Here is a 19,692-nt window from a genome sequence, read left to right on the forward strand (position 1 = left end):
CAATGCCCTCTCGCCGCCTCATTACTGCGCTTTAGCCGTGTTTGAGAACACTTCGTCCAGCAGGTCGTTCATGGCCGCGAACGAGCGGCGCGCCACCACCGGGTGGTATTCGTTGCGCCCGGGCACCTTGGCGTAAGGATCGGTGAATGAATGCACCGCGCCGCCATAGCTGACCAGTTGCCAATCGGCCTTGGCGGCTTTCATCTCGGCAACGAACCCATCGACCTGAGCCTGGGGAACGGCAGGGTCGTCAGCGCCATGCAGCACCAGAACCGGCGCCTTGATGTTTTGCGCATCTGCGGGATTGGGCGTATCGAGGTTGCCATGGAATGACACGAACGCCTGCAGGTCCGCGCCAGAGCGGGCCAGTTCCAGCACCGCACCGCCACCGAAACAGAAGCCGACCGCGCCCAGCTTGCTGCTGTCCAGCGCCACGCTGTCCTGGTTTTTCAGCACTTCGACCGCCGCACTGGCCCGCTTGCGCATCAATGCGCGATCACTTCGCACTGCGGTCGCCGCTGCCTTGGCTTCATCCGGGTTGGTCGGGCGCACGGCCTTGCCATACATATCCGCCATGAACACCACGTACTTGTCGCCAGCGACGCGGGCGGCCTTCTCCGCCGATTGGTCAGTCACGCCAAGCCAGTTTGGCACCATCACCAACCCAGGGCGCGGCGTGGTCACCGCATCGTCATAGATCAAACGGCCCTCGAAGGCCTCGCCGTCGATTTCATAAGCCACCGGTTTGACCACTACGGCCGCCTCGGCAAACCCCACCATGCCCGCCATCGCCAGAGGAATAAATGTCTTGTTCATCACGCTGAATTCCCGTTGAGTGAATTGCTCAGCAACAGTAGCGTCTGGGTGGAAAGCGCCAAGAAAAAAGCCCGCAAAATGCGGGCTTTTTCTTTACGGCGCGTGTCAGGCAGAAAGCTCTACCAGGAGCTTATTCAGCCGCTGCACGTAGGCTGCCGGGTCCTTCAGGCTGTCACCGGCCGCCAGTGCGGCTTGATCGAACAGGATGTGGCTGAGGTCGGCGAAACGGTCTTCATCCGGCTCGGCGTCCAGCTTCTCGATCAGCGGATGACCTGGGTTGAACTCGAAGATCGGCTTGGATTCCGGCACCTTCTGCCCGCTGGCCTCAAGAATCTGGCGCATCTGCAAGCCGAGATCCTGCTCGCCAATTGCCAGGATTGCCGGTGAATCGGTCAGGCGATGGGACACCCGCACCTCGGCCACCTGTTCACCCAGGGCACCTTTCAGGCGCTCGACCAGACCCTCTTTGGCTTTCGCCACTTCTTCCTGGGCTTGCTTGTCTTCTTCCGAATCCAGCTTGCCGAGGTCGAGGTCGCCACGGGCCACGTCAACGAAGTGCTTGCCGTCGAACTCGGTCAGGTAGTTCATCAACCACTCATCGATGCGGTCGGTGAGCAGCAGCACTTCGATGCCTTTCTTGCGGAAAACTTCCAGGTGCGGGCTGTTCTTCACTTGGGCGTAGGACTCGCCGGTGAGGTAATAGACCTTGTCCTGACCTTCCTTCATGCGGCCGATGTAGTCGGCCAGGCTGACGCTCTGCTCGCCCGCATCGCTCTGAGTCGAGGCGAAACGCAGCAGCCCTGCGATTTTTTCCTTGTTGGCGAAGTCTTCCGCCGGGCCTTCCTTGAGCACCTGGCCGAAGTTCTTCCAGAACGCCTTGTACTGTTCCGGCTCGCTCTTCGCCAATTTTTCCAGCATGTCCAGCACGCGCTTGGTCAGCGCCGACTTCATCGAGTCGATCACCGGGTCTTTCTGCAGGATTTCGCGAGAGACGTTCAGCGACAGGTCGTTGGAGTCGACCACACCCTTGATGAAGCGCAGGTACAGCGGCAGGAACTCATCGGCCTGGTCCATGATGAACACGCGCTGCACATAAAGCTTCAAGCCCTTGGGTGCTTCGCGCTGGTACAGGTCGAAGGGCGCACGGCTCGGCACGTACAGCAGCGAGGTGTATTCCAGCTTGCCTTCGACCTTGTTGTGGCTCCAGCTCAGCGGATTCTCGAAATCATGGCCGACGTGCTTGTAGAACTCCTGGTACTGCTCGTCGGTAATCTCGGTACGCGGCCGTGTCCACAGGGCGCTGGCACGGTTGACGGTTTCCCACTCGAGCTCGGCGGGCTTGTCCTTTTCTTCGCCGTGGAATTCCTTCGGCAGCTCAATGGGCAGAGCGATGTGATCCGAGTACTTCTTGATCACGTTGCGCAGACGCCAGCCATCGGCAAATTCTTCTTCTCCCTGTTTCAGGTGCAGAACGATGCGGGTGCCGCGCTCGGCCTTCTCGATCGTGGCGATTTCGAAATCGCCCTCGCCTCGCGAGGACCAGTGCACGCCTTCGCTGGCGGGCTGACCGGCACGCCGAGTGAATACCTCGACCTTGTCGGCAACGATAAAGGCTGAATAGAAGCCGACGCCGAACTGACCGATCAGATGGGAATCCTTCTTCTGGTCGCCGGACAGGTTCTTCATGAAGTCGGCGGTGCCGGACTTGGCGATGGTGCCGAGGTGGGCAATGGTTTCCTCGCGGCTCATACCAATGCCGTTGTCTTCGAGGGTGACCGTCTTGGCCTCCTTGTCGAAGCTGATGCGGATCTTCAGCTCGGCACCGCCTTCCAGCAGTTCAGGCTTGGCCAGCGCTTCGAAACGCAGCTTGTCGCTGGCGTCCGATGCGTTGGAAACCAACTCGCGCAGGAAGATTTCCTTGTTGGAATACAACGAATGGATCATCAGGTGAAGTAGTTGCTTCACCTCGGTCTGGAAGCCCAGGGTTTCTTTTTGAGTTTCCACACTCATGGTCGCTAACTCCACATTGTTGACTAAGCCGCAAGGCGGCGGGGTGTCATACAAATGGGGGCGTACCTTGGTATTTCAAGTGCTTGGCCGCCGGCGCTTGGCGATCAGGGCTCAAGCAGCTCGATGCGGGTGATTTCTTCCGGGCGCAGGGTATAGCTGACCTCGCCCTGGCCGCTCATGCGCTGACGCAGGACGATGCGCCCGTCCGGGTCGATACCCTGAAAGCGGCCTTCCGGGCTGTTGCCGCGCTCGGTCAAGACCCGCATGGTCAGGTTCTGATAGCGGCTCGGGCTTCGCAGCAGGCTTTCCAGGCTGAATCGCAAACGTCTATCCAGAGGCTTGCTGACTCGCTCCGGCGCAGCGGCCGCTGGCGCCTCGCTGGACGGTGCAACGGCCGGGCTGGCGACTTCTGGCAGTTGCGGGAAACGGTCCCCCGAGACGGCCCAGCCCCGCGACTGATTTTTTTTAAGCAGGATCGGCAACTGCTGCGCCTGCCCGTCAATCCGTGCATCCACGGTGACTTCAACATTGACGGCTGGCAATGCCACTGCAGGCAGCGGCTGCAACTGCACGTCGCGGGTGGCGAAGCGGCGCCGCAGGTAGTCCTCGACGACATGGGCGAGCGTGTCGGTGGAATCGATGGTGCGGTCAACCTTGCCGTCGCGGTAACGCAGCCCATCGGTGAAGAGTTCGACCTTGCCGCTCAGCGTGGTGGCGAACTGGGGCGGCAATACCAGGTGAAAATCGCCCGCCAGCTTGTTGGGCGGCACCGGTTGCAGGTCCAGGTGCAGGGTATAGCCGCGGCTCAAGCGCCGCGCTTCAGGCAGGTCCTGCTCGGGCAGCAGCCAGCTCACCTCCACCTCGGGCAGCGCGCCGCTGTCTTCAGGCAGCACATCAACCCTTACGGCGCCGGCGACCGGCTCGGGTAAGCGAATGCTCACTTCGCGGCGGGCAAAGAAATCCGTGCCCTCGCGCAGGCTGAGCAAACCATCGATCAACTCGCCTTGCTGCGGCTGGAACGGCTGGCCATTGAGGACGCCGCTGAGCTTGATCGCCAGTTCGGCAGGCACCTGCTTCTCGGGCTCCAGCCACTTCAAGCTGAAAATCGCTGCGAGCCGCTGCGAGTCCTGATTGGCCATCAGCGTCAGGCCGACCACCAGCGGAATGAAACCGAGGGCACTCAGGCCCAGCGCGGGCCGAGCGAGACGCCAGTGGCGCACCACGTACAACAGGGTCAAGGGCGGCAGCACACTGGCGCAGCCCCACAGCAGGCTGGTGCCAAACGCGCGCATGACCAACCACACCAGGCCCGCCAGGATCAACAGCAAGCCACCCAGGATCAGCAGCGCATCCATTCAGAATTCCTTATGCGGCACCGCGCTACCCGGGGCGCCGCTGATTAACGTTCATCGACCTTGAAGTGCGCCCGAGCGGTCGCGATCGGCTCGGTTTGATTGGTCTGCCAGGCGGTAATCGCCACATTGGCGACGCGGCGACCCTGCCGCCAGACCTGGCATTGCGCGAAGGTGTCACGATAATGGCCAGCCCGCAGGTAATCTATCGAGAAGTCGATGATTTTCGGCAAATGTGGAATACCCATGAACATCAATAGATGAAGCATGGCGGAATGCTCCATGAAACCGGCGATCACGCCGCCATGGATTGCCGGCAGGATCGGGTTGCCGATGCAGTCCTGGTTCGCCGGCAAGCGAAACACCACATCATCCCCCAGGCGCAGGCATTCGATGCCAAGCAATTTGGCGTAGGGAATCAGACTGATCAACGAGTCGTAATCGTTCTGCTCGTGGGCCTCGCGCACCAGAACATCAAGGCTAAAGGTGTCTGGATTCGAGCCACTCATGCCTTGTCTCCTGTATCGACGTCGCGTTTGAGCTGGGCGCCGCCAGCTGCGGCCTTGCCCATGCGCATGAAGGTGCCAACCACGTGCGCAATGGGTTGGGTCGGGTCGTCCTGATAGGCATAACCGCGGGTGAAGATGATGTTGGCGGTAACCCGATAGCACTCCGCAAACCCGAACACATCTTTATGCGGCTCGGCCGGACGCATGTAGTCGATCCGCAGATCGAGGGTCGGGCAGATTTCGAAGTCGGGCAGCACGCAGACCGTCGAAATGCCGCAGGTGGTGTCCATCAAGGTGGTAATGGCGCCACCGTGAATAACCCCGCTTTCCGGGTCTCCGATGATCTGCGCGCTATACGGCAGGCGCAACGTTAGGCCCTCTCGACTGGCGCTGTGCACGTCGATGGCCAGCACCTGGCAGTGGCGCAATGCCGACAAGAAGCGCTGGGCTCGTTCAACAATGGCGTTTTCGCTCATACCTGGCCTCACTGGCGCCTACAGAAAAGCCGCGAATCATACCGAGCCCAACGGAGCCGGGCATCCTTTTGCTTCAGTTCGGTTAAACGGCCTGAACTTATTCGCTAATAGACGCCTCGAAATCTGCGTTACCACACCCAATAAGCAAGGAGAAATATCCATGCCAAAGACACTGACTTACGCCTTAATGCTTGCCGCCACCCTTGGGCTCGCCGCGTGCGACAAGCCTGGCGAAGAAGCTGCGGAAGACGCGCAAGAAGCGCGTGCTGAAGCACAAGAATCGATGAAAGACGCGGCCGAAGAGCAGAACGAAGCGGCCGAACATGAAGCTGAAGCCGCGCGGGAACGCGCCGAGGAAAACAGCAACATGAACGCGCCAAGCACCACCGCTCCAGGTCAGCCGGTTTCCCCGCCGCCGACCAATCAGCAGTAAGACGTCAATGCCTGCGGGCCTCCGCAGGCAGCCCCCTCCCCACCCCGGGGAACTTTCATATTTACGTTCGCTCCAACTTTCCACGATAAGGAAACTTGTCGTCCCCGGATAATATGGAGATTCAATCGTGCAAAAACCGCTGACTTATGCCCTGTTGCTTGCCATGACACTGGGCCTCGCCGCTTGCGAGAAGACTCCTGAGGACAAGATGGATTCCGCCAGCGAATCCGCTTCCGAGGCGATGGAATCGATGGGCGATGCCGCCGAGGAAACCGGCGAGGCAATCGAAGACAAATACGACCAGGCCACCGGCAACGAGCCAACGACTGGTGAGCGTATCGAAGAAGCCGCAGACGACGCTGGCGATGCGATGGAAGACGCAGGCGACGAAGTCAAGGACGCCGTCGAAGGTCAATAAACGTTATTGCAACGTTGTAAATAAAGCCCGCATTGGCGGGCTTTATTTTGCGTGTCAGTTCTATCACTACGTTTAGCTCAAACCGCTTATCAGCAACCAGCGCACCGCAGGACTCAGCATCAGCAACAGGCAGCACGCCAGGCTGACGATCCAGACCAGTGAACGCTGCCAGTGCATATCCTTCAGATAGAACAACACGTACAACACCCGCATCACGATGAACAGCACCGCCAGGAAATCGATCCACCAGCCAAACATCTCGGTGGTATGGGCCATCAGCACGCCGGCTGCAAACAGCGGGAATATTTCGATGCTGTTGAGGTGTGCCGCATGGGCGCGGGCGCCCATGCCAGTCAACTTCGCCTGCTGCGCTCTTGGATGATGATTGTCGTAGCCCCCTGCTTCGCTGCTCATGGCCTTGGCGGCAGGGATTTTGGCGAGATAAATCAACAACGCTGCGATAAATACGCACCAGAACGGAATGCTCATTCAGTTTTCTCCTTGGGTGGCTCGAACGGGGTCTGGGTGTAGACCATTACTTCCAACACATCGGAATGAAACTCGCGCCGGTACAACACCAGTACCACGCCAGCGCTGACTGCCATGAAAAACCACGGATTGATAAACCAGGCCAGCGTCGCCATACCGAAATAATAGGCACGTAAGCCCTGGTTGAATTGGTTGGCGGCCATTGAGATCACGCGTGCGGTGCGCTCGGCAAAGGCCTTGCGCTCCTGCTCGGTAACGTGCCGCTCGCCGATCATCGGCGCAGAACCCACCAACACCGCGGCGAAGTTGTACTGGCGCATGCACCAGCTGAACGTGAAGAAGGCATAGACGAAGACCACGCCCAGGCACAGCAGCTTCACTTCGGACATTTCTCGGCTGGCGACCTGCACGAACGGCAGGTCGGCGAGCAGCGACACCGCGCGGTCCGAGGCGCCGAGCACCGTGAGAATACCGGCGAGGATGATCAGCGTGCTGGAGGCGAAGAACGAGGCATTGCGCTCCAGGTTGCCGATCACGTTGGCATCGGCGATGCGGTTGTCGCGCAGCAACATGCGGCGCATCCAGTCTTCCCGGTAGAGGTGCAGGACACTGGCCAGACAGGGCGTCGTACGCCCTTTGAGCTGGGCGTAGCGGGTATAACCAGCCCAACAGATCACGAACCAGAGAACGGCGAGCAGGTGCGGCAGGTAATAATCGCTGATCGGCATGAAAGCTCCTTGTTGATCCGCAGCGATTATAGACAGCCCTGGCTTTCAGCTGGCCAACAAAAAGGCCGCTGGATTGCAGCGGCCTCGTTTACCAACAGGACATCAGGCCGAAGCGGTTGCCGGGCGTGCGGCCAGTCGGTCATAGGCAGTCGCCAGCAGCAAGGTGACCAGCACCGGAAGCAACCACCCCAGGCTCTGGTCGGCCAATGGCAGCGCCGTGAAAAACTCTGGAATCCAGGCCTTGCCACCGGCCGCGGCAATTCCGTCAAGCAAGCCGAAGAGCAGCGTCACTGCCATCACCGGACGGAACACCCGCGCTGACGACAGCCAAAAACCGTCGAGCAGGCTCAACGCAACCAGCACGATCGCCAGCGGATACAAGCCCACCAGCACCGGAATCGAGAAGCTGATCAACTGGGTCAAACCCTGGTTGGCGACCAGCAGGCTGAACAGGCCAAATGCGATAACGACCGCACGGTAGGACACCGGCAACAGACTGCTGAAGAACTCGCCGCAGGCGGTCAACAGGCCCACTGCGGTGGTCAGGCAGGCCAGCGTGATCACCACTGCCAGCAACAGGCTGCCCGCGGTACCGAAGGTATGCTGTACATAGGCGGTGAGAATCTGCACGCCATTCTGCGCCTCGCCGGCAATTCCCTGGCTGGTGGCACCGAGGTAGAACAGCGCCAGATACACCAGCGACAGGCCAACAGCGGCGACCAGGCCGGCAATCACCGAGTAGCGGGTAATCAGTTTGCTGTCGGTCACGCCATGGTCACGGATCGCGGTGGCAATCACGATGCCGAATACCAGTGCGCCGAGGGTGTCCATGGTCAGGTAACCCTGGAGAAAACCCTGGACGAACGGCGCCGCCTGATAATCAGGCGAGACTGCGCCGATCACGCCGGCAGGCAGCACGAGTGCCGCGCCGCCCAGCACCAGAAGCGCGGCCAGAAGTACCGGAGTGATGTACTTGCCGATGCGGTCGACCAGCTGGCCAGGATTGAGGGCCAGAAACAGCACTGCCGCAAAGTACGCAAGGGTATAGATCAGCAGCGCCGTGCCGTTGTTGCCGGTAAAGGGGGCGGCGCCCATCTCGAAGGACACTACCGCGGTGCGAGGCGTCGCGAAAAGCGGGCCGATGGCCAGGTATACCGCTACCGCGAATACGGCCCCAGCACTCCTGCCGATGGGCGCGGTAAGCATCGCCATACCCCCTCCAACACGGGCGAGCGCAACGATGGTCAGCAGCGGCAGGCCCACACCGGTGAGCAGAAAGCCCAACGCTGCCAGCCCCATGTGTTCACCCGCAGCCATACCGGCGCTGGGCGGGAAAATGATGTTGCCAGCGCCCAGGAACAGGGCAAACGTCATAAAACCGAGGGCCAGGAGATCCGAGCCTTTCAATCGAGTCATAGAAGGGAATACCACAGGCAGAAAGTTATGAGTTCCGAGGGTTTCCCGAAGGATCGGGGGAAACGTCACCCAGCCGGTTGGGCTGAGCCACTGTTGCGCCGCAGGCCACTTGTGACGGCCCAGACGCGAATAGTTGCAAGCCTAACTAATTTGCCGTTTTAACGGCACTGACGCCGGTCAAGCTGTCGAACTGGCGTAAACCGCTGTCGCATCGATAACACTTCAGCGCCTAAAGGCTCTGCGCTTGCTAGCGCTAAACACGCAGTGCATCAGTAACGTAGAGCGGCACGGGTGGGTGGTGCGCGCGGCGCACCCTACGGATATCACACTCGGGCCCGGTGCCTGGCCGTACAACTTTTATAAAGCTTATAAAAAAGGCCACCCGAAGGTGGCCTTTTCTCAGGTCAAAAAGCCTTAGGCTTTTTTCACTTCCCAACCGGTCAGCTCGGCCAGGGCCTTGCCGATGTCAGCCAGGGAACGCACGGTTTTCACGCCAGCGTCTTGCAGGGCTGCGAACTTCTCGTCTGCAGTACCCTTGCCGCCGGAGATGATTGCGCCGGCGTGGCCCATACGCTTGCCCGCCGGAGCGGTAACACCCGCGATGTAGGACACCACTGGTTTGGTCACGTTGGCCTTGATGTAAGCAGCAGCTTCTTCTTCAGCCGAACCGCCGATCTCACCGATCATCACGATCGCTTCGGTCTTCGGGTCTTCCTGGAACAGCTTCAGGATGTCGATGAAGTTGGAGCCTGGGATCGGGTCACCACCGATGCCGACGCAGGTGGACTGACCGAAGCCGGCGTCAGTGGTCTGCTTAACGGCTTCGTAAGTCAGGGTGCCGGAACGCGACACGATGCCTACTTTGCCTGGTAAGTGGATGTGGCCCGGCATGATGCCGATTTTGCACTCGCCCGGAGTGATCACGCCTGGGCAGTTCGGGCCGATCAGGACCACGCCCAGCTCGTCGCACTTGACCTTGGCTTCGAGCATGTCGATGGTCGCGATGCCTTCGGTGATGCAGACGATCAGCTTGATGCCGCCCATGGCCGCTTCAAGGATCGAGTCCTTGCAGAACGGAGCCGGAACGTAGATCACGCTAGCGGTGGCGCCAGTCTGCTCAACTGCTTCACGCACGGTGTTGAACACCGGCAGATTCAGGTGAGTGGTGCCGCCTTTGCCCGGCGTCACGCCGCCAACCATCTTGGTGCCGTAGGCGATGGCTTGTTCGGAGTGGAAAGTACCCTGCGAGCCGGTGAAGCCCTGGCAGATAACTTTGGTGTCTTTATTGATCAGGACGCTCATTACTTGCCCTCCGCAGCTTTGACGACTTGCTGAGCAGCGTCGGTCAGGCTGGTTGCCGCGATGATGTTCAGGCCGCTATCGGCCAGGACCTTGGCGCCCAGTTCAGCATTGTTGCCTTCCAGACGAACGACGACCGGAATCTTCACGCCGACTTCTTTCACTGCGCCGATGATGCCTTCGGCAATCATGTCGCAACGAACGATGCCGCCGAAGATGTTGACCAGCACGGCCGCGACGTTGCTGTCGGACAGGATGATCTTGAACGCTTCGGTCACGCGCTCTTTGGTTGCGCCACCACCTACGTCGAGGAAGTTGGCTGGCTTGCCGCCGTGCAGGTTGACGATATCCATGGTGCCCATGGCCAGGCCAGCACCGTTGACCATGCAACCGATGTTGCCTTCCAGCGCCACGTAGTTCAGTTCGAACTTGGCAGCATGGGCTTCACGTGGATCGTCCTGGGACGGATCGTGCATGGCGCGCAGCTTTGGCTGACGGTACATGGCGTTGCTGTCGATGTTGATCTTGGCGTCGAGGCAATGCAGGTTGCCGTCGGCCTTGATTACCAGCGGATTCACTTCCAGCAGAGCCAGGTCGTAGTCCTGGAACAGCTTGGCCAGGCCAACGAAGATGTGGGTGAACTGCTTGATCTGATCACCTTCCAGGCCCAGCTGGAATGCCAGCTCGCGGCCCTGGAACGGCTGAGCGCCGACCAGCGGATCGATGGTCGCCTTGAGGATCTTCTCAGGGGTGTCATGCGCGACTTTCTCGATGTCCACGCCACCTTCGGTGGACGCCATGAACACGATACGGCGGCTGGAACGGTCGACGACCGCGCCCAGGTACAGTTCCTTGGCGATGTCGGTGCACGACTCGACCAGAATCTTGGTCACCGGCTGACCGTTGGCGTCAGTCTGGTAGGTCACCAGACGCTTGCCCAGCCAGTTGGCAGCGAAGGCCTTGGCATCTTCTTTGTTCTTCACCAGCTTCACGCCGCCCGCTTTACCGCGGCCACCAGCGTGGACCTGAGCCTTGACGACCCACTCGGTGCCACCGATTTTCTCGCAGGCTGCTGCGGCTTCTTCCGGGCTGTCTACGGCAAAACCCTTGGATACGGGCAGGCCGTATTCAGCGAACAGCTGCTTACCCTGATACTCGTGGAGATTCATGCTTGTCTACCGTCTTCGTTTAGGTATAGCGCATACGGTGCTGCACTCATGATGCCGCACCACCTGTGACTGCTTCTCGAGCAGTCCGGCGCACCTTGCGCATATCGACAGACGATACGCGGGCGGCGCGCCGTGGTTCTTCCAGCGAGAATGTCAGTATTCGCCTGGCCAGAGCCAGGCGAGTCTGCTTCTCACCACTACTTAACGCTTTTTGCGGTTGGCGATATGAATGGCGCCGCCATTCACGGCCAGGGCGGCTTCGTGCAGCGCTTCGGACAGGGTTGGATGGGAGAACACCATCATCCCCAGGTCCTCGGCGCTGGTGCCGAACTCCATGCCGATCGCGCCCTGCTGTACCAGCTCGGCGGCGCTTGGGCCAATCACGTGGACGCCCAGTACGCGGTCGGTGCTGGCATCAGCGATCACCTTGACCATACCGCCGGTGTCGTTGGCCGCCATCGCACGACCGCTGGCCGCGAACGGGAAGGTACCGACGTTGACTGCCACACCTTCCGCCTTGAGCTGCTGTTCGGTCTTGCCGACCCATGCAATTTCCGGGTGTGTGTAGATGACCGAAGGAATCAGGTCGTAGTTCATCTGCGCCTTATGGCCCTTGATGCGCTCGGCGACCATCACGCCCTCTTCCGAGGCCTTGTGAGCGAGCATCGCGCCGCGCACCACGTCGCCAATCGCATAAACGCCCGGCACGCTGGTGGCGCACTGGTCGTCGACGAAGATGAAGCCGCGCTCGTCGAGATCAACACCGCTGTCAGCTGCGAGCAGGTCGGTGGTCACGGGACGGCGGCCTACGGCGACGATCAGCTTGTCGAAAGTCATCTTCTGCTCGCCATCGGCGTCGGTGAAGCTGACAACAACCTGGTTGTTCTGGATTTGCGAAGCCGTCAGGCGTGCGCCCAGACGAATTTTCAAACCCTGCTTGGTCAGGGTCTTAAGCGCTTCCTTGGCAATCTGCTCGTCGGCGGACGGCAGGAACTTGTCCTGCGCTTCGATCACGGTGACGTCAGCGCCCAGGCGAGCCCAGACCGAGCCCAGTTCCAGACCGATGACACCCGCACCAATCACGCCAAGTGTCTTGGGTACACTCTGGAATTCCAGCGCGCCGGTGGAATCGACGATCACGTTCTGATCGACCGGAGCTGGCGGAATATCGATCGGCTTGGAGCCGGAGGCGATGATCACGTTCTGCGCTTCGACGATCTGGGTGGTGCCGTCCAGGCTGGTGACTTCTACCTGCTTGTTGGCCAGCAGTTTGCCGTGGCCTTCAAGCAGGGTTACACCGTTGGCCTTGAACAACGTGCTGACGCCGCCGGTGAGGTTTTTCACGATGTTCGACTTGCGCGCGACCATTGCCGGTACGTCGATGGTGACGTCGCCTGCGCTGATGCCATGGATGGCGAACCCCTCACGCGCTTCGTGGTACTTCCAGGAGCTGTCGAGCAGCGCCTTGGACGGAATGCAGCCTACGTTCAGGCACGTACCACCGAGGGCGATCTTGCCATCCTTGTCCTGGTACTTCTCGATGCAGGCAGTCTTCAGACCGAGCTGGGCGGCCTTGATGGCAGCCACGTAGCCGCCAGGGCCGGCACCGATCACTACCACGTCGAATTTCTGGGTCATAACGTATTCCTTCTCGAATAAACCGGGCGGCCCTGATACGGGACCGCCGTGGGAGAGACTGGCTTTTAGATGTCCAGCAACAGGCGAGCCGGATCTTCCAGCAGGTCTTTCATGGTAACCAGGAAGGTCACGGCTTCCTTACCATCAATCAGGCGATGGTCGTAGGACAGCGCCAAGTACATCATTGGCAGGATTACCACTTGACCATTGACGGCCATCGGGCGCTCCTGAATTTTGTGCATGCCCAGGATCGCGGTTTGCGGCGGGTTGACGATCGGGGTCGACAGCAGCGAACCGAACACGCCACCGTTGGAAATGGTGAAGGTACCGCCAGTCATGTCTTCGATGGTCAGCTTGCCGTCTTTGGCTTTTTTGCCATAGGCAGCGATGGTGCCTTCGATTTCCGCCAGGCTCATGTGCTCGGCGTTACGCAGTACCGGGACTACTAGGCCGCGGTCGCTGGAAACGGCAACACCGATGTCCTGGTAACCGTGATAGACGATGTCGCTGCCGTCGATCGAGGCATTGACGCCTGGCTGACGCTTCAGCGCTTCGGTTGCAGCCTTGACGAAGAACGACATGAAGCCAAGGCGCACGCCATTGTGCTTCTTCTCGAACAGGTCCTTGTACTTGTTGCGCAGTTCCATAATCGGCTTCATGTTGACCTCGTTGAAGGTGGTCAACATGGCCATCGACGACTGCGCCTCGACCAGACGCTCGGCAACCTTGGCGCGCAGGCGGGTCATCGGCACGCGCTTCTCGACGCGATCGCCAGCGGCGAACATCGGTGCGGCGGCTGCAGGAGCCGCAGGCTTGGCGGCAGGTGCGTTAGCCGGTGCATTCTTCTTCGCCTCAACAGCCGCGACGACGTCTTCCTTGGTAACGCGGCCGCCCTTGCCAGTGCCGGCGAGCGTGTTCGGGTTGATGCCGTTCTCTTCGGCAATCTTGCGTGCTGCGGGCGATAGCAGCTGGTCATCAGCTGCAGCGGCTGCGGGTGCTGCAGCAGTGGCAGCTGCAGGAGCCGCCTGGGCTGCGGCCGGAGCCGGAGCAGCGCCCGCACCGCCTTCGCTCAGCGTACCGAGCAGCTCATTGCTGAGCACGGTGTCACCTTCGTTCTTGATGATGTCAGCCAGCACGCCGTCAGCTTCGGCCAATACTTCGATGACCACTTTGTCGGTTTCGATATCGACGATCAGCTCGTCGCGCTTGACCGCATCGCCAGGCTTCTTGTGCCAGGTAGCCACGGTGCCGTCGGCAACCGATTCCGGGAAAGTTGGGGCTTTGATCTCGATAGCCATTATCTGTGGTTCCTTAAATTCGGTTTTTCTGCGAGGCGGCCCAACCGGACCGCCGCTGCGCAAAGGCGTTAAACGGTGAAGGCGTCCTGCAGGAGTTTTTCTTGCTGCTCGGCGTGCATCGATGCATATCCGCAGGCTGGAGCAGCGGAAGCCTCACGGCCGGCATACTCGAGGAACAGCGCCTTGGTGTGGGCCGTGGCGACGCGCCGCATGTGGTGCTGGCTGCAGTACCACGCGCCCTGGTTCATCGGTTCTTCCTGACACCAGACGATGTGCTTGAGGTTCTGATAAGGCGCCATCACCTCAGCCAGATCCTCTTCCGGGAACGGGTACAGCTGCTCGATACGCACAATCGCGGTATCTTCGCGGCCCTCTGCACGGCGCTTCTCCAGCAAGTCGTAATAGACCTTGCCGCTACACAACACCAACCGCTCGACCTTCTGCGGATCAATGGCATCGAGCTCGGGGATCACGGTCTGGAACGAACCTTCGGCCAGATCTTCCAGCGTCGAGATCGCCAATTTGTGGCGCAGCAGCGACTTCGGCGTCAATACGACCAATGGCTTGCGCAGTGGCCGGATCACCTGGCGACGCAGCAGATGGTAGATCTGCGCCGGCGTGGTCGGTACGCAGACTTGCATGTTGTGCTCGGCGCACAGCTGCAGGTAACGCTCCAGACGCGCCGAGCTGTGCTCAGGACCCTGCCCTTCATAACCATGGGGCAACAGCATGGTCAGACCGCACAGGCGACCCCACTTGTGCTCGCCGCTGGAGATGAACTGGTCGAATACCACCTGGGCGCCGTTGGCGAAATCGCCGAACTGCGCTTCCCAGATCACCAGCGCATTCGGCTGGGTAGTGGCATAGCCGTATTCGAACGCGAGTACTGCTTCTTCCGAAAGGAAGGAGTCGTACAGATCGAAGCGCGGCTGCCCCTGGTAGAGGTTCTGCAGCGGCAGGTAGGCGCTGGCATCCTTCTGGTTGTGCAACACCGCATGGCGGTGCGAGAAGGTGCCGCGGCCGATGTCCTGGCCGGTCATGCGGATCGGATGGCCTTCGAACAGCAGCGTGGCGTAGGCCATGGTTTCGGCATAGCCCCAGTTGATTGGCAGCGCACCGGCGCTCATCTTCTGGCGGTCTTCGAGAATTTTCGCGACCTGACGCTGAACCACGAACCCTTCTGGAATCTCCAGCAGCTTGTTGCTCAATTCCTGCAGGGTTTTTAGATCGAAACGGGTGTCATGACGCGCGGTCCAGGCGTGGCCCAGGTACGGACGCCAGTCGACGAACAGTTCCTTGTTCGGCTCTTTCACCAGGCTCTTGACCACGTGCTGACCGTTGTCCAGCGCCGTGCGGTACTCATCGATCTTGGCCTGGATATCATCCACCGACTGACGTGCGGCGGTGCTCAGGGCATCGGCATACAGTTCGCGGGTGGTGCGCTGCTTGGTGATCTGCTGATACATCAGCGGCTGGGTGCCACTCGGCTCATCGGCCTCGTTGTGGCCGCGACGACGGTAGCAGACCAGGTCGATCACCACGTCGCGCTTGTACTGCATGCGGTAGTCGACAGCCAGCTGGGTCACGAACAACACGGCTTCTGGATCGTCGCCATTCACGTGCAGGATTGGCGCCTGAATCATCTTCGCCACATCGGTGCAGTACTCGGTGGAACGCGAGTCCAGCGGGTTGCTGATGGTGAAGCCAACCTGGTTGTTGATCACGATGTGGATGGTGCCGCCCGTCTTGAAGCCACGGGTCTGCGACATCTGGAAGGTTTCCATGACCACCCCCTGCCCGGCGAAGGCAGCGTCGCCATGCAGGGAGACCGGCAGAACTTTATCGCCACTCGTATCGCTACGACGGTCCTGACGAGCACGCACGGAACCCTCGACCACCGGAGAGACGATTTCCAGGTGCGACGGGTTGAATGCCATGGCCAGGTGAACCTCACCGCCGGCGGTCATCACGTTGGAGGAGAAACCCTGGTGGTATTTCACGTCGCCGGAGGACAGGCCTTCGGTTTTCTTACCTTCGAACTCGTCGAACAGGTCGCGCGGATTTTTGCCGAAGGTGTTGACCAGTACGTTGAGACGGCCACGGTGGGCCATGCCGATGACGATTTCTTTGGTGCCGTAGGAGCCGGAGCGCTGGATCACTTCATCGAGCAGCGGAATCAGGCTTTCGCCGCCTTCCAGACCGAAACGCTTGGTGCCTGGGTATTTGGTGCCCAGGTATTTTTCCAGGCCTTCAGCCGCCGTCAGACGCTCAAGCAGATGGCTTTGCACTTCCGTGGAAAACTGCGGCCGACCACGAACGCTTTCCAGGCGCTGCTGAAACCAGCTGCGCTGTTCGGAATCGACGATATGGGTGAACTCGGCGCCAATGGTGCGGCAATATGTCTGCTGTAAAGCGTCGCGAATTTCGCGCAGAGTCGCCTCTTCCTTGCCAATGAACAGCCCTCCTGTGCGGAAGGTCGTGTCCAGGTCGGCGTCGGTCAGGCCGTAGTGATTGATCGACAGATCAGCCGGTGATGGGCGTTGCCAGAGGCCAAGCGGATCGAGCTGAGCAGCCTGATGGCCACGCATGCGATAGGCCTGAATCAGACGCAGCACTTCGACCTGCTTCTTTTCGTGCTCGCTGCTTACGCTGCCGGCGGAAACCGGTTGGGCGCGACGCTGGTTTTTAGCGAGCAGGACGAAATGATCGCGGATCGTGGAATGCGATACGTCTGTGGCGGCGCTGCCTTCGGCAGGCAACTTCTGGAAGTAAGTGCGCCACTCTTCTGGCACAGCGTTGGGATCGTGCAGGTAAAGCTCATAGAGCTCTTCCACATAGGCAGCATTACCACCGGATAGGTGGGCACTGTCCCACATGCGCTGCATCACGCTTTCTTGCATGCTTGGTCACCCTCGGTAAGGGGACACCACCGGCGAAGAAACCGCGCGGCTTTCTAAGTCCTGAAGCAGCGACTTGGTAAAGCCACCACGGATCCCGCAGATAGTCCGGGCACCAGCCCGAATGCCCCTGCTGGTCGTCAATATTTCAAAATAAGAGCTGCCGCTTTGTGAGCTGCAGCCTTGCTAAAACTACGGCGCCGGTGGCGCCGCAGGTATTACCGGTCGAGCAACAACGAATCAGGTCCCGCTTTGCAGCAACATGTTGCGTACATGGCCGATCGCCTTGGTCGGATTGAGACCTTTAGGGCAAACGCTTACGCAGTTCATGATGCCGCGGCAACGGAACACGCTGAACGGGTCATCCATCGCCGACAGTCGCTCAGCGGTCTTGGTATCACGGCTGTCAGCCAGGAAACGATAGGCTTGCAGCAGTGCAGCGGGCCCGAGAAACTTGTCCGGGTTCCACCAGAAGGACGGGCAACTGGTCGAACAGCATGCGCACAGAATGCACTCGTACAGGCCGTCCAGCTTTTCGCGATCTTCCGGGGTTTGCAGACGTTCGATGGCCGGAGCCGGCGTATCGTTCTGCAAAAATGGCTGCACCTTCTCGTATTGCTTGTAGAAGATGCTCATGTCGACAACCAAGTCACGAATAACCGGCAATCCCGGCAGCGGGCGAATCACCAGCTTGTTGTTCTTGACGGTTGCCGACAGCGGCGTGATGCAGGCCAGCCCATTCTTGCCGTTGATGTTCATGCCATCGGAGCCACAGACCCCTTCACGGCAGGAACGACGGTAGGAGAAGGTCACGTCCTGTTCCTTGATCAGCGCCAGCACATCAAGAACCATTACGTCCTTGCCGCCCGTGTCGATCTGGAAATCCTGCATGAACGGAGCAGCATCCTGCTCCGGGTTATAGCGATAAACGCTTACGTGCAACAGATTAGCTTGCGACATATCCATCACCCTTAATAAGTACGAACCATGGGTTCAAACGTCGGAACTGTCTTCGGCGAGAAGTTGACGGCACGTTTGGCTACGCGCTTTTCACCTGGGAAGTACAGGGAATGGCACAGCCAGTTCTCGTCGTCACGCTCTTCAAAATCTTCACGGGCATGGGCGCCGCGGGATTCTTTACGAGCTTCTGCAGCCACCGCCGTGGCTTCAGCCACCTCGAGAAGGTTTTGCAGTTCCAGCGCTTCGATACGCGCAGTGTTGAACGCCTGGCTCTTATCCGCGATTTTGACGTTCGCGATCCGCTCACGCAGGCCGACCAGTTGTTCGATACCTTTCTGCATGTATTCCCCGGTGCGGAACACACCGAAGTAATTCTGCATGCAGGTTTGCAGCTCTTTACGCAGCGGCGCGACATCTTCGCCGGTGTTGCGTTCGTTGACGCCGGACAGACGCTTGAGCGACTGCTCCAGGTCGGTTTCGGAAGCACCGCGGTAGTCAACGCCTTCTTTCAGCGCTTTCTCCAGGTGCAGGCCAGCGGCGCGACCGAATACCACCAGGTCGAGCAGCGAGTTGCCGCCCAGACGATTGGCACCGTGTACCGATACGCAAGCGACTTCGCCTACCGCGAACAGACCGTCTATGATCTTGTCGTTGCCATTGGCGTCCTGGGTGATGGCCTGACCGTGAATGTTGGTCGGCACGCCGCCCATCATGTAATGGCAGGTCGGCACGACTGGAATCGGCGCGACCACTGGATCGACGTGGGCGAAGGTCTTGGACAGCTCACAGATACCCGGCAGGCGACTGTGCAGCACTTCTTCGCCCAGGTGATCGAGCTTGAGCATCACGTGATCGCCGTCAGGACCACAACCATTGCCCGCAATGATTTCCTTGACCATGGAGCGCGCAACCACGTCGCGGCCAGCCAAGTCTTTGGCGTTCGGAGCGTAGCGCTCCATGAAACGCTCGCCGTGCTTGTTGATCAGGTAACCACCTTCACCGCGGCACCCTTCGGTTACCAGGGTACCGGCACCGGCGATACCGGTCGGATGGAACTGCCACATCTCGATGTCCTGCACCGGCACGCCAGCACGCAGGGCCATGCCCACGCCGTCGCCAGTGTTGATCAGGGCGTTGGTCGTGGAAGCGTAGATACGGCCTGCACCACCGGTAGCCAGCACGGTGGCCTTAGAACGGATGTAAACGGTTTCGCCGGTTTCGATGCAGATTGCAATCACACCAACGATGGCGCCGTCCTGGTTCTTCACCAGATCGACCGCGTACCACTCATTGAGGAACGAGGTGCCGTTCTTCAGGTTGGCCTGGTAAAGCGTGTGCAGCAGCGCGTGACCGGTACGGTCCGCCGCGGCGCAGGTACGAGCAGCCTGACCGCCCTTGCCGAAGTCCTTGGACTGACCACCGAAAGGACGCTGATAGATGCGGCCCTGCTCGGTGCGGGAGAACGGCAGACCCATGTGCTCGAGCTCGAATACAGCTTCCGGCCCGACCGAACACATGTATTCGATAGCGTCCTGGTCGCCGATATAGTCGGAGCCCTTGACGGTGTCATACATGTGCCAGCGCCAATCATCGTTCGGGTCGGCCGAAGCGATGGCGCAGGTAATGCCACCCTGAGCGGATACGGTGTGCGAGCGAGTCGGGAAAACCTTGGTGACCACAGCGGTCTTGTGGCCGCCCTGAGCCAGCTGCAGCGCAGCACGCATGCCCGCGCCACCGCCACCAACGATGATGGCGTCATAAGAAAGAGTACGAATAGTCATGGA

General features: G+C 60.0%; 17 protein-coding genes. 2 read left to right on the forward strand and 15 right to left on the reverse strand.

The annotated features are described in order from the left end of the window. Positions 1-21 precede the first annotated feature (21 nt). From ACX0MV_RS08885 to ACX0MV_RS08905, 5 genes are all read right to left on the reverse strand, one after another. Positions 22-789, reverse strand: a complete 768-nt coding sequence (locus ACX0MV_RS08885) for a dienelactone hydrolase family protein (protein WP_458982346.1) — start codon at positions 787-789, stop codon at positions 22-24. A gap of 132 nt (positions 790-921) precedes the next feature. Continuing rightward, complete coding sequence (gene htpG / locus ACX0MV_RS08890; protein WP_458982136.1) at positions 922-2,826, reverse strand: molecular chaperone HtpG; 1,905 nt, start codon at positions 2,824-2,826, stop codon at positions 922-924. A 104-nt stretch (positions 2,827-2,930) separates the two neighbouring features. Next, positions 2,931-4,181, reverse strand: a complete 1,251-nt coding sequence (locus ACX0MV_RS08895) for an MFS transporter (RefSeq protein ID WP_458982137.1) — start codon at positions 4,179-4,181, stop codon at positions 2,931-2,933. A 44-nt stretch (positions 4,182-4,225) separates the two neighbouring features. Continuing rightward, on the reverse strand, positions 4,226-4,687 hold the full coding sequence (locus ACX0MV_RS08900) for a PaaI family thioesterase (RefSeq protein ID WP_458982138.1): 462 nt from the start codon (positions 4,685-4,687) through the stop codon (positions 4,226-4,228). After that, on the reverse strand, positions 4,684-5,163 hold the full coding sequence (locus ACX0MV_RS08905) for a PaaI family thioesterase (RefSeq protein ID WP_458982139.1): 480 nt from the start codon (positions 5,161-5,163) through the stop codon (positions 4,684-4,686). The genes ACX0MV_RS08900 and ACX0MV_RS08905 overlap by 4 nt, the downstream gene beginning before the upstream one ends. 160 nt (positions 5,164-5,323) lie before the next feature. On the opposite strand from ACX0MV_RS08905, the gene ACX0MV_RS08910 reads away from it, so the two are divergent. Next, positions 5,324-5,596 (forward strand): hypothetical protein, encoded by a 273-nt coding sequence (locus tag ACX0MV_RS08910; protein WP_458982140.1) that lies wholly within the window; start codon positions 5,324-5,326, stop codon positions 5,594-5,596. A gap of 127 nt (positions 5,597-5,723) precedes the next feature. Beyond that, positions 5,724-6,014: an outer membrane protein assembly factor BamD gene (locus tag ACX0MV_RS08915; RefSeq protein WP_458982141.1), complete on the forward strand. Its 291-nt coding sequence runs from the start codon at positions 5,724-5,726 to the stop codon at positions 6,012-6,014. Between the two features lie 72 nt (positions 6,015-6,086). On the opposite strand, the gene ACX0MV_RS08920 is transcribed toward ACX0MV_RS08915, so the two are convergent. From ACX0MV_RS08920 to sdhA, 10 genes are all read right to left on the reverse strand, one after another. Further along, positions 6,087-6,503 carry an MAPEG family protein gene (locus tag ACX0MV_RS08920; protein WP_458982142.1) on the reverse strand — a complete coding sequence of 139 codons (417 nt, stop codon included), beginning with the start codon at positions 6,501-6,503 and terminating at the stop codon, positions 6,087-6,089. Then, a complete protein-coding gene (locus ACX0MV_RS08925) occupies positions 6,500-7,231 on the reverse strand; it encodes a DUF599 domain-containing protein (protein WP_458982143.1) in 732 nt (243 codons plus the stop codon). The genes ACX0MV_RS08920 and ACX0MV_RS08925 overlap by 4 nt, the downstream gene beginning before the upstream one ends. 102 nt (positions 7,232-7,333) lie before the next feature. Continuing rightward, a complete protein-coding gene (brnQ, locus tag ACX0MV_RS08930) occupies positions 7,334-8,647 on the reverse strand; it encodes a branched-chain amino acid transport system II carrier protein (RefSeq protein ID WP_458982144.1) in 1,314 nt (437 codons plus the stop codon). Positions 8,648-9,061: 414 nt separating this feature from the next. Next, positions 9,062-9,949: a succinate--CoA ligase subunit alpha gene (gene sucD, locus ACX0MV_RS08935; RefSeq protein WP_090242057.1), complete on the reverse strand. Its 888-nt coding sequence runs from the start codon at positions 9,947-9,949 to the stop codon at positions 9,062-9,064. Beyond that, positions 9,949-11,115, reverse strand: coding sequence for an ADP-forming succinate--CoA ligase subunit beta (sucC, locus tag ACX0MV_RS08940; protein ID WP_458982145.1), 1,167 nt, complete (start codon positions 11,113-11,115; stop codon positions 9,949-9,951). The genes sucD and sucC overlap by 1 nt, the downstream gene beginning before the upstream one ends. Before the next feature lie 201 nt (positions 11,116-11,316). Continuing rightward, positions 11,317-12,753 (reverse strand): dihydrolipoyl dehydrogenase, encoded by a 1,437-nt coding sequence (lpdA, locus tag ACX0MV_RS08945; protein ID WP_458982146.1) that lies wholly within the window; start codon positions 12,751-12,753, stop codon positions 11,317-11,319. A gap of 65 nt (positions 12,754-12,818) precedes the next feature. Then, positions 12,819-14,051 (reverse strand): 2-oxoglutarate dehydrogenase complex dihydrolipoyllysine-residue succinyltransferase, encoded by a 1,233-nt coding sequence (gene odhB / locus ACX0MV_RS08950; RefSeq protein WP_458982147.1) that lies wholly within the window; start codon positions 14,049-14,051, stop codon positions 12,819-12,821. Positions 14,052-14,119: 68 nt separating this feature from the next. Then, a complete protein-coding gene (locus ACX0MV_RS08955; RefSeq protein ID WP_458982148.1) occupies positions 14,120-16,951 on the reverse strand; it encodes a 2-oxoglutarate dehydrogenase E1 component in 2,832 nt (943 codons plus the stop codon). A 237-nt stretch (positions 16,952-17,188) separates the two neighbouring features. Beyond that, positions 17,189-17,893, reverse strand: coding sequence for a succinate dehydrogenase iron-sulfur subunit (locus tag ACX0MV_RS08960; RefSeq protein WP_458982347.1), 705 nt, complete (start codon positions 17,891-17,893; stop codon positions 17,189-17,191). A 26-nt stretch (positions 17,894-17,919) separates the two neighbouring features. After that, positions 17,920-19,689, reverse strand: a complete 1,770-nt coding sequence (gene sdhA / locus ACX0MV_RS08965; RefSeq protein WP_458982149.1) for a succinate dehydrogenase flavoprotein subunit — start codon at positions 19,687-19,689, stop codon at positions 17,920-17,922. Positions 19,690-19,692: the final 3 nt, after the last annotated feature.

Source organism: Pseudomonas cistanchae, assembly GCF_054483635.1.